This window comes from Streptomyces sp. MnatMP-M17, assembly GCF_900091995.1.
Lineage (GTDB): Bacteria > Actinomycetota > Actinomycetes > Streptomycetales > Streptomycetaceae > Streptomyces.
The window spans coordinates 1-14,242 of sequence record NZ_FMDK01000573.1 but is presented as its reverse complement, the minus strand read 5'-3'; the positions used below and the strand labels follow the sequence as shown (position 1 = coordinate 14,242).

Annotated in this window: 11 protein-coding genes; 5 read left to right on the top strand and 6 right to left on the bottom strand. The window is 68.4% G+C overall.

What is annotated here, in order from left to right; genetic code table 11:
- Window positions 1–49: 49 nt before the first annotated feature.
- A complete protein-coding gene (gene clpB / locus GA0115259_RS24730) occupies window positions 50–2,695 on the bottom strand; it encodes an ATP-dependent chaperone ClpB (protein ID WP_093601119.1) in 2,646 nt (881 codons plus the stop codon).
- A 166-nt stretch (window positions 2,696–2,861) separates the two neighbouring features.
- On the opposite strand from clpB, the gene GA0115259_RS24725 reads away from it, so the two are divergent.
- Window positions 2,862–3,266 carry a pyridoxamine 5'-phosphate oxidase family protein gene (locus GA0115259_RS24725; protein WP_093601117.1) on the top strand — a complete coding sequence of 135 codons (405 nt, stop codon included), beginning with the start codon at window positions 2,862–2,864 and terminating at the stop codon, window positions 3,264–3,266.
- A gap of 125 nt (window positions 3,267–3,391) precedes the next feature.
- Here the strand turns inward: GA0115259_RS24725 and GA0115259_RS24720 are convergent, their stop codons facing one another.
- Window positions 3,392–3,712, bottom strand: coding sequence for a Rieske (2Fe-2S) protein (locus GA0115259_RS24720; RefSeq protein WP_066951740.1), 321 nt, complete (start codon window positions 3,710–3,712; stop codon window positions 3,392–3,394).
- A 341-nt stretch (window positions 3,713–4,053) separates the two neighbouring features.
- On the opposite strand from GA0115259_RS24720, the gene GA0115259_RS24710 reads away from it, so the two are divergent.
- Window positions 4,054–5,067 carry a response regulator transcription factor gene (locus GA0115259_RS24710; protein ID WP_093601112.1) on the top strand — a complete coding sequence of 338 codons (1,014 nt, stop codon included), beginning with the start codon at window positions 4,054–4,056 and terminating at the stop codon, window positions 5,065–5,067.
- Window positions 5,068–5,315: 248 nt separating this feature from the next.
- On the opposite strand, the gene GA0115259_RS24705 is transcribed toward GA0115259_RS24710, so the two are convergent.
- From GA0115259_RS24705 to dnaK, 4 genes are all read right to left on the bottom strand, one after another.
- Window positions 5,316–5,768: a heat shock protein transcriptional repressor HspR gene (locus GA0115259_RS24705; RefSeq protein ID WP_093601121.1), complete on the bottom strand. Its 453-nt coding sequence runs from the start codon at window positions 5,766–5,768 to the stop codon at window positions 5,316–5,318.
- Between the two features lie 23 nt (window positions 5,769–5,791).
- A complete protein-coding gene (gene dnaJ / locus GA0115259_RS24700; protein WP_093601110.1) occupies window positions 5,792–6,979 on the bottom strand; it encodes a molecular chaperone DnaJ in 1,188 nt (395 codons plus the stop codon).
- Between the two features lie 96 nt (window positions 6,980–7,075).
- Window positions 7,076–7,738, bottom strand: a complete 663-nt coding sequence (gene grpE, locus GA0115259_RS24695; RefSeq protein ID WP_093601108.1) for a nucleotide exchange factor GrpE — start codon at window positions 7,736–7,738, stop codon at window positions 7,076–7,078.
- A complete protein-coding gene (gene dnaK, locus GA0115259_RS24690) occupies window positions 7,735–9,591 on the bottom strand; it encodes a molecular chaperone DnaK (protein ID WP_093601106.1) in 1,857 nt (618 codons plus the stop codon). Before dnaK ends, grpE begins: the two co-directional genes overlap by 4 nt.
- Before the next feature lie 248 nt (window positions 9,592–9,839).
- Here dnaK and GA0115259_RS42915 point away from each other — a divergent pair, with 248 nt between their 5' ends.
- From GA0115259_RS42915 to GA0115259_RS24675, 3 genes are all read left to right on the top strand, one after another.
- Window positions 9,840–10,625 carry a sugar transferase gene (locus GA0115259_RS42915; RefSeq protein ID WP_345941033.1) on the top strand — a complete coding sequence of 262 codons (786 nt, stop codon included), beginning with the start codon at window positions 9,840–9,842 and terminating at the stop codon, window positions 10,623–10,625.
- Window positions 10,626–10,822: 197 nt separating this feature from the next.
- Window positions 10,823–13,135 (top strand): (Fe-S)-binding protein, encoded by a 2,313-nt coding sequence (locus tag GA0115259_RS24680; RefSeq protein ID WP_093601102.1) that lies wholly within the window; start codon window positions 10,823–10,825, stop codon window positions 13,133–13,135.
- A gap of 236 nt (window positions 13,136–13,371) precedes the next feature.
- Window positions 13,372–14,242: VCBS repeat-containing protein (locus GA0115259_RS24675; protein ID WP_093601100.1), on the top strand; the 871-nt coding region annotated here is incomplete at its 3' end.

Below are 14,242 nucleotides of genomic sequence, written 5' to 3'. Positions count from 1 at the left end.
ACGGGCCTGTCGGCAGCCGCAAGCACCGGAGCAGCGGCGGCACCGGCCGCTACAGCGTCTTGCCCGTCGGCCCTGTCGGCCCTGCCTGTTCCGCCGGGTCCTCGGGCTCTGGCGTTGCCTTGCCGACGATCAGGCCGTCCGTGAAGCGGTCCACGCGGACCGTGTCGCCGTCGGTGATCTCGCCTGCGAGGATCTCCTTGGCGAGGCGGTCGCCGATGGCCGTCTGGACCAGGCGGCGCAGTGGGCGGGCGCCGTAGGCCGGGTCGTTGCCCTCGTCGGCCAGCCATTCCAGGGCCGCCGGGGTGACGTCCAAGGTGAGGCGGCGCTCGGCGAGGCGGCGGGCCAGGCGGTCGATCTGGAGCTTGGCGATATGCGCCAGATCGTCCTTGGTCAGGGCGGAGAAGACCACCAGATCGTCCAGACGGTTCAGGAACTCCGGCTTGAAGGAGGCCCTCACCACCTCCAGGACCTGCTGCTTCTTCGTCTCCTCGGTCGTGGTCGGCTCGACGAGGTACTGGCTGCCGAGGTTCGACGTCAGGACCAGGATGGTGTTGCGGAAGTCCACCGTCCGCCCCTGACCGTCCGTGAGCCTGCCGTCGTCCAGGACCTGGAGCAGGATGTCGAAGACCTCCGGGTGTGCCTTCTCCACCTCGTCCAGCAGGATGACGGAGTACGGGCGCCTGCGCACGGCCTCCGTGAGCTGGCCGCCCTCCTCGTAGCCGACATAGCCGGGAGGCGCGCCGACCAGCCGGGCCACCGAGTGCTTCTCGCCGTACTCGCTCATGTCGATACGGACCATGGCCCGCTCGTCGTCGAAGAGGAAGTCCGCGAGGGCCTTGGCCAGCTCGGTCTTGCCGACGCCGGTGGGACCGAGGAAGAGGAAGGATCCGGTGGGCCGGTCCGGGTCGGCGATCCCGGCGCGGGTACGGCGTACCGCGTCGGAGACCGCGCGTACCGCCTCCAGCTGGCCGATCAGCCGGGCGCCCAGCTCCTGTTCCATACGGAGCAGCTTCTGCGTCTCGCCCTCCAGCAGCCGCCCGGCCGGGATCCCGGTCCAGGAGCCGACCACATCGGCGATGTCGTCCGGGCCGACCTCCTCCTTGACCATCGTGTCCTTGGCGGCCTCCTGCTCGGCCGCCGCGGCCTCCTTCAGCTCCCGCTCCAGGCCCGGGATCTCCCCGTACAGCAGCTTGGACGCGGTGTCGAAGTCACCGTCGCGCTGCGCGCGCTCGGCCTGGCCGCGCAGATCGTCGAGACGTTCCTTCAGCTCACCGACGCGGTTGAGGCCCTGCTTCTCCTTCTCCCAGCGGGCGTTCAGACCGCGCAGCTCCTCCTCGCGGTCGGCGAGATCGCGGCGCAGCTTCTCCAGCCGCTGCTTGGAGGCCGGGTCGGACTCGTTCTTCAGCGCCAGTTCCTCCATCCGGAGGCGGTCGACGGCGCGCTGGAGCTCATCGATCTCCAGCGGCGAGGAGTCGATCTCCATCCGCAGCCGGGACGCGGCCTCGTCCACCAGGTCGATGGCCTTGTCCGGGAGGAAGCGCGAGGTGATGTAACGGTCGGAGAGCGCCGCGGCGGCGACCAGGGCCGCGTCCGCGATCTGTACCTTGTGATGCGCCTCGTACCGGCCCTTGAGCCCGCGCAGGATCGCGATCGTGTCCTCGACGGTGGGCTCGGCGACCAGCACCTGCTGGAAGCGCCGCTCCAGCGCCGCGTCCTTCTCGATCCGCTCGCGGTACTCGTCCAGCGTGGTCGCGCCGACCATACGCAGCTCACCGCGCGCCAGCATCGGCTTGAGCATATTGCCGGCGTCCATGGCGGAGTCGCCGCCGGCGCCCGCGCCCACGACGGTGTGCAGTTCGTCGATGAAGGTGATGATCTGTCCGTCGCTCGCCTTGATCTCGGAGAGGACGGTCTTGAGGCGCTCCTCGAACTCACCGCGGTACTTGGCACCGGCCACCATCGCGCCGAGGTCCAGCGAAACCAGCCGCTTGTTCTTGAGCGATTCCGGCACGTCGCCCTTGACGATCCGCTGTGCGAGTCCCTCGACCACGGCGGTCTTGCCGACGCCGGGCTCACCGATCAGCACCGGATTGTTCTTCGTACGGCGTGACAGCACCTGCACCACACGCCGGATCTCCTGGTCCCGGCCGATGACGGGGTCGAGCCTGCCCGCGCGGGCCGCGGCGGTGAAATCGGTACCGAACTTCTCCAGGGCCTTGTACTGGCCCTCCGGGTCGGGTGTGGTCACCCGGCGCCCTCCCCTTGCCTTCTCGAACGCGTCCAGCAGCTTCTTCGCGTCGGCGCCACGCCGGTCCAGCACCTCCCCGGCCTGTCCGCCCTTGGCCGCGATGCCGATGAGCAGATGCTCGGTGGAGAGATATTCGTCGCCCAGCTCCTTGGCCCGCTGGGCCGCGTCCGCGATGACGGCGAGCATCTCGCGGTTGGGCTGCGGAGGCGCGACGGTGGATCCGGCCACGCTGGGCAGCGCGGCGAGCACCTGCTCGGCACCGGAGCGTACCGCCACCTGGTCCACTCCGACGGCGGCCAGCAGATCGGTGACGTTCTCGTTGTCCCGGCCTTCGAGCAGCGACAGCAGCAGATGTGCGGGGGTCAGATCGGGATGGCCGGCCGCCACGGCGCGGTTGGTGGCGGCGTTGATCGCGTCCCGGCTCTTGTTGGTCAGCTCGGCGTCCACGTGCCCACTCTCCTCCTTGCATGTCCTTGCACAGGTCGTAAGTTCTCTGGCTTTGACTGAAGCAACATGCGCAAAGTTGAGTCTATTTCACTCAAGCCTGAACCGGGAGCCCGGTCCGCACCCGGTCCCGGCAGGTTTCGCCCACCTGGCGCCCTAGGCTTCCGGTATGTCCATCGACGTACGCGATCCCAGCCCCGATTTTCTCGCGTTCTGGCGCGAGCACCATGTGTGCACCCTGACCACACTCCGCCCGGACGGCACTCCGCATGTGGTGCCGGTGGGCGTGACGTACGACCCGGAGGCCGGGCTCGCGCGGATCATCACCAACAAACACAGCACCAAGGTCGCCAACATCCTGGCGGCCGGTCCTGAGGGCGCGCGGGTGGCGGTGTGCCAGGTCAAGCCCGGCCGCTGGGCGACGCTGGAGGGCCGCGCCACGGTCCGTACGGAGGCGGAGCTGGTGGCGGACGCGGTGAGCCGCTACGCGGAGCGGTACGGGCGTACTCCCACGCCCAACCCGGACCGGATCGTCATCGAGATCGCCCTGGACCGGGCGCTCGGCCGCGTGTGAGAACGCGCCGGCCTCAAGCCGTGACCGAACCCGGACAGCACAACGGCGCCATCGTGTTTCAGGTCCACGATGGCGCCGTTGTGTGGGGGAAGCGCCGGAGCGATTTACAACGACGGGGGAATCGCTCAGGCGCTGCGGGGGGTGGCGATGGTGGTCTTGGGTTCGACCAGTTGGTGGTCCCGTTGGTCGAGGTTCACGAAGATCATGTCGTAACGGATGGCACACCGGACCGGCTGCGGAGCCCCCCGCGGCCTCCGAAGGCAGCGGTAGGCACGGACGTCCTCGTCCTCCTCGCGTACGACGACGATCGGCTCGCCGAACAGGGTGACCATCAGCGAGTCGCCACGGTGAGGAATGGCCGTGACGAGATCGATGAAGTGCCACCCCGACCGGTAGGCCGAGGCCATCTCGCGCCGGAAGACCCGGTCGTCCGGCGGGACGGTCACGCGCTCGAGTCGGCCGATGCGGGGACCCGGCCGATTTGCGCCGGCGCCGCGTCCGAGCCGGTGCCCTTCGGAGCGATGTCCCAGCTGATGTCACCCGACTTCAGAACCTGGACACTCTGGACAGTGGATCCGGCAGGCGTGGAGTCCCAGCTGATGTCCCCCCCGACAGCCAGCGCGCCATAGGCCAGAGCCGCAGAGAAAGCAGTGGCAACCACCGCGCGAAGCATTCTCTTGTACATAGTCGGCTTCGTCCTCACTTGATGGATTCCTCTCCCCCGCCATGTAGACGATGTCTCACCCGGGCACGTCAACACCACCGGGACGAGGCATCATGTTCCTGTATGTTCAGGACCCTGGGGGGTGGAGATTTGCCCGCGAACGACTCAAAAACGACACATCCCCATGCCGTCACCGATATGTGTGATGACGGCAGGCGGCTTTACGCCAGTGCGCTGCGCTCCGGACGCATAGCCCGGAGCGAGGCCGCGGGGACTCCATGCCTCATGGAGTTCGCTCTTCTGCACCCCGATCCGGACGACGCCGACTGGCTTCGCCCTGTTCCGCCGTCCGCGGCGCTCGCCAAGCGCCTCCATCCGATCGAGCGGGAGATCCAGGAACGCCGGCACTTCGCCGTCGAACTGACCGACTCTTTCGAGCCGTTCATGACGATCAGCGCACAGGACCCGCCGACCACCCACGCGATCACGGTTCTGGAGGGCCTGAGCCGTATCAACGCGGCGCTCGACCTCTCCACCGCAGAGTGTCGTACAGAAGTACTGACAGTGCAGCCCGGCGGTGGCCGCAGCGAACACGCGCTGGCCGAAGCCCTGGAGCGGGGCCGCGATGTGGTCGACCGCGGCATCAGTCTGCGCACGCTGTACCAGCACACCGTCCGGCACAGCCAGGGCACGCTCGCATACGCGGAGCGGCTGGCCGAGGGCAAGGTCGAGATCCGGACGTTGGAAGAGCTGATCGAGCGTCTGATCATCTTCGACCGCACCGTCGCGTACATACCCGCGCGCTCCGACCGGCAGATAGCGCTGGAACTGCGCCATCCCGGGCTTGTCGACTATCTGGCGCAGGTCTTCGAACAGCTCTGGCGGCGCGCCACGCCTCTGACGGAGCAGGTCTCCTACGAGCCCACGCCCGACGGCATCACGGGCATCCAGCGGTCCATAGCGAAGCTACTGGTCGAGGGATATGTGGACGAGGCCATCGCGCGCCGGCTGGGGATGAACGTACGGACCTGCCGCGCGCACATCGCCAAGCTCGCGACGACCCTCGGCAGCGGCAGCCGCGCACAACTCGGCTATCTGGTGGCGCAGTCGGGAATCCTGAACGAGGAGGAGAGCTGATGCCGATGAGGGCGGAGGGCGCGGCAGGCGCAGAGGGTGCGCCCGGCGCACGGCCCTGAGAGGCGCTGTGCGCCCCGCACGCGGGCGCACAGCGGGGAAACGGAAAGGACCCCCACCCGATGGGTGAGGGTCCTCCACAAGGCTCCACACAGCTTCACACGGCTCCTGAGCGCCGCCGCACGCGCACGACCGGCGCACAACCCGCGCACCCGGCCCGCCAGTCACCGCATCTGGCTCGCCGGTGTCACTCAGTCCGTCGGCCGCTTCGGGCGCCAGACCACCAGCGCGCTCGCCTGCTGCACATCCTGATACGGCACCAGATCCCGCCGGTACGAGGCGTGCACCTGTGCCTCGCGCTGCCGCATCGCCGCCGCCGCGCCGTCCACCGCCGCCGAGAGCTCGGCGACCTGGGCCCGGAGCGCGGCGACCTCGTGCTCCAGTTCGATGATCCGCTTGATGCCGGCCAGATTGATCCCCTCGTCCTGCGACAACTGCTGCACCTGACGGAGCAGCTCGATGTCACGGGCCGAGTAGCGGCGCCCACGGCCCGCGGTGCGGTCCGGGCAGACCAGACCAAGGCGGTCGTACTGCCGGAGCGTCTGCGGATGCAGCCCGGAGAGCTGGGCCGCCACCGAGATGACATACACCGGCGTCTCCTCGGTGAGCTGGTACGGATTGCGCCGCCGGCCGTCCCTGTCCACCCTGTCCGCACCGTTCACCGGACTCACGCTCCCTTCGCCGCCTGGAACAGCTCCGCCCGCGGATCCTCGTCCGCGGTCGCCTTGCGGTAGGCCTCCAGCGCGTCACGTGCCTGCGCGCCGAGATCCCTGGGCACCACGACCTCGACCGTGACCAGCAGGTCGCCGCGGGTGCCGTCCTTGCGTACGGCGCCCTTGCCGCGGGCGCGCATCGTGCGGCCGTTGGGCGTGCCGGCGGGCAGCTTCAGGGTGACCGGCGGACCGCCCAGCGTCGGCACCTTCACCTCGCCGCCGAGCGCCGCCTCCGTGAAGGTGACGGGCACGGTGACCGTGAGATTGTCGTCCCTGCGGCCGAAGACCGGGTGGGCGTCCACATGCACGACCACATAGAGATCGCCCGCGGGACCGCCGCGCTCGCCGGGAGCGCCCTTGCCGCGCAGCCGGATCCGCTGGCTGTCGCTGACGCCCGCCGGAATCCGGACCTGCATCGTCCGCGAGGACCTGGCACGTCCGCTGCCCTTGCAGACCTCGCAGGGATCCTGGGCGATCAGCCCACGGCCCTTGCAGTCCACACACGGATCGGTCAGCGAGAATCCGCCACCGCTGCCGCGCGAGACCTGTCCGGTGCCCACACAGGTCGGGCAGACCCGCGGAGTGCCGTTCTTGTCGCCCGTGCCCGAACAGGCCTTGCAGGGCGCCTGGCTGGACATTCGCAGCGGGACCGTGGCCCCGTCGACCGCCTCGGTGAAGCTGAGCGTCACCTCGGACTCGATGTCCTGGCCGCGGCGCGGCTGCGTACGCGTGCCCGTCCCACCGCGGTTGAAGAGGCCGCCGAAGACATCGCCGAGCCCGCCGCCGAAGCCGCCGGCGCCCGGTCCCGTCTGCGTACCGCCCTGGCCGCCGCCGAAGAGATCGCCCAGGTCGAAGTTGAACGAGCCGTTGCCGCCCGCGCCGGGTCCCGGCCGGAATCCGCCGTTGCCGAAGAGGGCGCGCGCCTCGTCGTACTCCTTGCGCCGCTTGGGATCGCCGAGGACGTCATTCGCCTCGGAGACCTGCTTGAAGCGCTCCTCGGCCTTGGCGTCGCCCTTGTTGGCGTCCGGGTGGAACTCGCGCGCCAGCTTGCGGTACGCCTTCTTGATCTCCGCCTCGGTGGCGTCCTTGGGTACCCCGAGAACCTTGTAGTAGTCCTTCTCCACGAAGTCCTTCGTGCTCATTCCCGACGTCCCTCCTCTCCGCCACCCACACCGCTACCGCCACTGCTGCCGGGCGGTACGGCACCGCCCGGCGCCGCACCGCCGTCCGACGCCGCGTCAGCCCTCGTCCGGGCCACCGCTCTCCTTGTCGTTCGCCGACTCCGCCTGCTCGTCCGCGGACTTGGGCTGGGCCCCGGGCTGGGGCTCGGCCACCGCGACCCGGGCGGGCCGGATCGTCCGCTCGCCGAACCGGTACCCAGGCTGGAGGATCGCGACGCACGTCGTCTCCGTGACATCCGGCGCGTACGAGTGCATCAGGGCCTCGTGGACCGTCGGGTCGAAGGGCTCGCCCTCCGTACCGAACTGCTGGAGGCCCAGCTTCGCGACGACCGTCTCCAGCGACTCGGCCACCGACTTGAAGCCGCCGACCAGTTCCTCGTGGTCCCGCGCCCGGCCGATGTCGTCGAGCACGGGCAGCAGCTCGGTCAGCAGACTCGCCACCGCGATCTCCTTGACCGTGACGCGGTCGCGCTCCACCCGCCTGCGGTAGTTCTGATACTCCGCCTGAAGACGCTGGAGATCCATCGTGCGCTCGTTGAGCGCCATCCGGACCTGGTCGAGCTGTGCCTTCAGGGCTACTTCCTGTACGTCCCCGGCCGAGGCCGCCGGGCCCGGATCCTTGAGGGAGTCCGGCTCGGCGGCGCCCGGCGTGGCGTCGTCGTGGTTGGCGCCGGAGGGGACGTCGGGCTTCTCGTCGAAGCCCGGGGTCTCCTCGGTCACGCCGCACCGTCCTTCTTGGGCCTCTCGTCGTCCACGATCTCGGCGTCGACGACATCGTCGTCGGCCTGGGCCTGTCCGGCGCCCGCGGCGCCGTCGGCACCGCCCGCGGCGGCACTGGCCTGGGCGTCCGCGTACATCGCCTGGCCGAGCTTCTGGGAGACGGCCGCGAGCTTCTCCGTGGAGGTACGGATCTCCGCGGTGTCCTCGCCCTTGAGCTTCTCCTTCAGCTCGCCGACGGAGACCTCGACCTCGGCCTTGACGTCGCCGGGGACCTTGTCCTCGTTGTCCTTGAGGAACTTCTCCGTCTGGTAGACGAGCTGCTCGGCCTGGTTGCGCGTCTCGGCGGCCTCGCGGCGGCGGTGGTCCTCGTCCGCGTACTGCTCGGCCTCTTCGCGCATCCGGTTGACCTCGTCCTTCGGCAGCGAGGAGCCGCCGGTGACGGTCATCTTCTGCTCCTTGCCGGTGCCGAGGTCCTTCGCGGCCACATGCATGATGCCGTTGGCGTCGATGTCGAAGGCGACCTCGATCTGCGGCACACCGCGCGGGGCCGGCGGCAGACCGGTCAGCTCGAACATCCCGAGCTTCTTGTTGTACGCCGCGATCTCGCGCTCGCCCTGGTAGACCTGGATCTGCACCGACGGCTGGTTGTCCTCGGCCGTGGTGAAGATCTCCGAGCGCTTCGTCGGAATCGTCGTGTTCCGCTCGATGAGCTTGGTCATGATGCCGCCCTTGGTCTCGATGCCGAGGGACAGCGGGGTCACGTCGAGGAGCAGGACGTCCTTGACCTCGCCCTTGAGGACACCGGCCTGGAGCGCGGCGCCGATGGCGACGACCTCGTCCGGGTTGACGCCCTTGTTGGCGTCCCGCCCGCCGGTCAGCTCCTTGACCAGCTCCGCGACTGCGGGCATCCGGGTCGAGCCGCCGACCAGCACGACATGGTCGATCTCGGAGAGCTGGATCCCGGCGTCCTTGATGACGTTGTGGAACGGAGTCTTGCAGCGGTCCAGCAGGTCCGAGGTGAGCTGCTGGAACTGGGACCGGCTGATCTTCTCGTCCAGGTGCAGCGGGCCCTCGGCCGACGCCGTGATGTACGGAAGGTTGATCGTCGTCTCGGAGGACGACGACAGCTCGATCTTCGCCTTCTCCGCGGCCTCGCGGAGACGCTGGAGAGCCATCTTGTCCTTGGACAGGTCCACACCGTGGCCGTTGGCGAACTGCTTCACCAGGAAGTCGACGACGCGCTGGTCCCAGTCGTCACCACCGAGGTGGTTGTCACCGTTGGTGGCCTTCACCTCGACCACGCCGTCGCCGATCTCCAGCAGCGAGACGTCGAACGTGCCGCCACCGAGGTCGAAGACGAGGATTGTCTGGTCGTCCTTGTCGAGCCCGTAGGCCAGGGCGGCGGCCGTCGGCTCGTTGACGATACGGAGCACATTGAGGCCCGCGATCTCGCCGGCCTCCTTCGTGGCCTGGCGCTCCGAGTCGTTGAAGTACGCGGGGACGGTGATCACCGCGTCGGTGACCTTCTCGCCCAGGTACGACTCGGCGTCCCGCTTCAGCTTCTGCAGTACGAAGGCCGAGATCTGCTGCGGGTTGAAGTCCTTGCCGTCCAGATTGATCTTCCAGTCGGTGCCCATGTGGCGCTTGACCGACCGGATGGTCCTGTCGACGTTCGTAACCGCCTGGCGCTTCGCGACCTCGCCGACGAGCACCTCGCCGTTCTTGGCGAAGGCGACGACGGACGGCGTGGTCCTGGCGCCCTCGGCGTTGGTGATGACGGTGGGCTCGCCGCCTTCCAGAACGCTGACGACGGAATTTGTCGTGCCCAGGTCGATGCCGACCGCACGTGCCATTTCGATTCCTCCAACTGACTTGAGTGGAACAGGCTCAAGGATGCATCACAGATCCCGGAGAGTCAAAGGACCTGAGTCGAGTCGACTCAACTAATGTGCGGATGCCTTGCGCCCGGCGGGTTGCCCCCGGTTTGCGCGCCTCCTCCATGCGATCGTTCTGTATCAAATACCTCGAATGAGTCAAAAGCCATGTAAGCCTCAAAGAATCCGGAAAATAACAGAACGCACAGAAACGGTCAGGTGTGACCTTGAAGCGACGCATGATGTGGCGCCCGCAGCACCGCCTGGAACCCAAGCGCCTTCTGGATCTGACACTCGGCTCGGCCCTCTTGGTGCTGGCCGCGCCTCTGCTCACGGCAGCCGCCCTCGTCCTCGCACTGTCCCGGCCTGCCAACGGCGTTTTCCTGCGTGACTACCGCACAGGGCTCAACGGACGGCCCTTCATCCTGAGTTCCCTGGCCACCCGGCGATTCCGGCTGGATCTGCTCTCCCGGCTTCCCCATGTCGTACGAGGCGATCTGTCCCTGGTGGGGCCCGCGCCGCTGAAGGTCGGCTCCGCCGCCGGCGCGGCGCCGTGGCGACAGCTCGTACGGCCCGGTCTGACGGGCCTGGCGCAGGTGCGGCGGCACTCGCCGCTGCCATGGGACGAGGCACCACTGCTCGACCAGCACTATGTGGAACACCACTGGCTCGGACTCGATCTGGCGATCCTGGCCCATACGCTCCCGGCGCTCTGCAAGGCGCACACCCGGCGGCTCACACTGCGGCTTCCCTGGCAGTCCTCGCGGTCCGCGCAGGCCTCCCGGCGTCTGCCGCGACGCCTTCCGCGACGGCTGGCCCTGCCGTACTCCCGGTCGGACGCCTACTGGCTGGGCGCCGTACGACCGGACGCCGGGCTGCCGCACGCCAGACGCAGCCAGGCGACGAGTACGGGCAGACATCCGGTCGGGGCGCAGGCGGGAGCGCCCGCACCGGTGGGAGCGCCGGCCGGCAACGGGACCGCGGACAGAAGCGGGGACCCGAGTGGAAGCTGAGGCTCGGGAGGAAGTTGAGGCCCAGGTGGAAGCTGAGGCGCGGGTGGAGACTGGGTACTGACCACTGAGCGACACAGATCACCGGCTCCGCCGCTACATTGCGGCGGGATAAGTGGGTAACCTCAGCCACAGACCGATTAAGTTACCGCTTAGTAGTGTGCGGATTTCCCACCCTCGCAGGCCCGAGGAGCCCCCAAATGCAACTCGCCGCGATCACCGTGTCGCTGGTACTCGCCGTCGTCGGTGTCGCGCTGTTCGGCCGAGCCATCGCGCAGATCTACCGCTTCGTGAAGCTCGGCCAGGCCGTCCCCGCGGGCACGCGGACGGACGAACCGGCCCAGCGCACCCTGACGGTCGCCAAGGAGTTCCTCGGTCACACCCGGATGAACCGCTGGGGTGTCGTCGGTGTGGCGCACTGGTTCGTCGCGGTCGGCTTCTTCACGCTCGTACTGACCTTGGTGAACGCCTTCGGGCAGCTCTTCAGGGCCGACTGGCTGCTGCCGGTCATCGGCGACTGGACTCCGTACGAGGTCTTCGTCGAGCTGATCGGTCTGCTGACGACGCTCGGCATCCTGACGCTGATCGTCATCCGTCAGCTCTCGCTGCCCAGCCGGGCCGGCCGCAAGTCACGCTTCGCGGGCTCCAACTTCGGGCAGGCGTACTTCGTAGAGGCCGTCATCCTGATCATCGGTGTGGCGATCCTCGTCCTGCGCGGTCTGGAGGGCGCGCTGCACCACGCGGACTCGTACCAGGCGGCGTATCTCGTCTCGTATCCGCTGGTCGCGGCGTTCAAGGGACTCGGTCTCGGCACTCTCCAGAATCTGGTCTATCTGGTCGCGATGATCAAGATCGGGACGTCCTTCGTCTGGATGATCACGGTCGCGCTCAAGACCGACATGGGTGTGGCCTGGCACCGCTTCCTCGCCTTCCCGAACATCTGGTTCAAGCGCGAGGCCGACGGCTCCACGGCGCTCGGCGCGCTGCTGCCGATGACCAGCGGCGGCAAGGAGATCGACTTCGAGGACCCTGGCGAGGACGACGTCTTCGGTGTCTCCCAGATCGAGCACTTCTCCTGGAAGGGCATCCTCGACTTCTCCACCTGTACGGAGTGCGGTCGCTGCCAGTCGCAGTGCCCGGCCTGGAACACGGGCAAGCCGCTCTCGCCCAAGCTGCTGATCATGTCGCTGCGCGACCACGCTCACGCCAAGGCGCCGTATCTGCTGGCCGGTGGCGGCAAGACCATGGAGGGCGAGGAGAAGGCCTCCGCGGAGCAGTTGGCCGGTGTGCCGGCCGCGGCCCTCGCGGAGGCCGAGCGCCCGCTGATCGGGACGCTGGAGACCGCGTCCGACAGCGGCTTCGCCGTGGGCGGCGTCATCGATCCGGATGTGCTCTGGTCCTGCACCACCTGCGGTGCGTGCGTGGAGCAGTGCCCGGTCGACATCGAGCATGTCGACCACATCGTCGATATGCGCCGGTACCAGGTGATGATCGAGAGCGCCTTCCCGAGCGAGGCCGGGACGATGCTCAAGAACCTGGAGAAGAAGGGCAATCCCTGGGGTCTGGCCAAGAAGCAGCGTCTGGAGTGGACGAAGGAGGTCGACTTCGAGGTACCGGTCGTCGGTAAGGACGTCGAGGATCTCTCGGAGGTCGACTACCTCTACTGGGTCGGCTGCGCGGGCGCGCTGGAGGACCGGGCCAAGAAGACCACCAAGGCCTTCGCCGAGCTGCTGCACATCGCGGGCGTCTCGTTCGCGATCATGGGCGGCGACGAGAAGTGCACGGGCGACTCGGCCCGCCGGCTGGGCAATGAGCCGCTGTTCCAGCAGCTCGGCCAGGAGAATGTCGCGATGCTGAACATGGCGTTCGGCGAGTCCCTCGACGAGGACGGCAAGGTCGACGCCGCGACGAAGAAGCCCAAGGGGTCCAAGAAGATCGTCGCGACCTGTCCGCACTGCTTCAACACGATCGCGAACGAGTACCCGCAGCTCGGCGGTGAGTACGAGGTCATCCACCACACCCAGTTGCTCCAGCACCTCGTGGACGAGGGCAAGCTGGTGCCCGTGACACCGGTCGAGGGACTCATCACGTACCACGATCCCTGCTATCTCGGCCGCCACAACAAGGTCTACACACCGCCGCGCGAGATCATCGCGAAGGTGCCCGGCCTGCGGAACGAGGAGATGCACCGCCACAAGGAGCGCGGCTTCTGCTGTGGCGCGGGCGGCGCACGGATGTGGATGGAGGAGCGGATCGGCAAGCGCATCAACAACGAGCGGGTGGACGAGGCGCTTTCGCTGAATCCGGACATCGTCTCGACGGCGTGCCCGTTCTGTCTGGTGATGCTGACCGACTCCGTCAACGGGAAGAAGAACGAGGGGCAGGCGAAGGAGTCGCTCCAGGTGGTGGATGTGGCGCAGCTGCTGCTCGACTCGGTACGGACGCCCGCGGGCCCGGCCGGGTCGGAGGAGCGGGAGAGCGCGCCGGATCCGGAGCCGGAGCCGGTGAAGTAGCCCTGCGCACAAGCCCGTAGTGGGTGGGAACAGCCGGACCTGTCTGGGAGTCAGGTCCGGCTGTTTCTGTTGGAGCGCCGCCCGCGCTTTCTGTCGAAGCGTCGCTCGCGTTCGCTCGCGCTCGTTCGCTCTCGTTCACTCTCGCTTGTTTGCTTTCGTTCTACGGTCGTACGAGAGCATCATGTGTGCCTGGTTGTACGGATGGGCTGTACGGGACGGATGGGGCGAGGTCGGTCGTGCGGATACGCATCGCGAGAACGTTCGTCGCGGGAACTGTGGGGAACGCCGGTGTCTGCGCCCTCGTCTGTACGGCGATGCTGCTGGCGGGATGTACGGCCGGGCCGGACCAGCCCGCCGGGAGCGGGAGGACGAAGGCCAAGAACGGCGACACGGCCCCGTTGACGGGCAAGGCCGGTGCCGTACGCCGCCCGGTCCCGCCCGGCCGGGGCAGCCGCCTCCCGGACGACTTCAACGGCGACGGCCACCGTGATCTCGTACTGAACGACCTGGTCAAGGCGCCGGGCGACTCGTACGGCGATGACGCGGGCATCGGGATCGTGTACGGAACGGCCGGGGGCGGCGGCAAGGGCGCTTCGGGCCGGGGGAAGGCTTCCGGGGCCGACGCCGGTATCGGCGCCGATATCGGCGCCGGTATCGATCCTGCGACACGTCAGACCATCAGTCCGCGTACGCACGGTGCCCGGGTGGCGGGCGTGCTCCCGGCCGCGTTCGACGCGGAGGCGGCGTGCGATCTGGATCAGGACGGGTTCGGCGATCTGATCATCGCCACGGATCCGCCGTACGACGGCAACGGTATGCCGCCCGTACCGCTCCAGATCCTCTTCGGCGGCCCCACCGGACTGGACGGCAGGGCGGTGGTCCTCCAGATACCGGGCAAGGCGCGCTTCGGCAACGAATGGCCCGACCACCCGGTCTGCGGCGACTTCGACGGCGACGGAAAGGTGGATCTCGCGGTCACCGCGAGCGCGGGTCAGGTGAGTTTCCTCCGTGGCCCGTTCAGCCGGACCGGCGCTCCGCGCGCCGCCTCGGCACCGATCCCAGGCGGCGGCCCGGTCCTCGAAGCGCCCGCGCCTGCGGCGGGTGGCG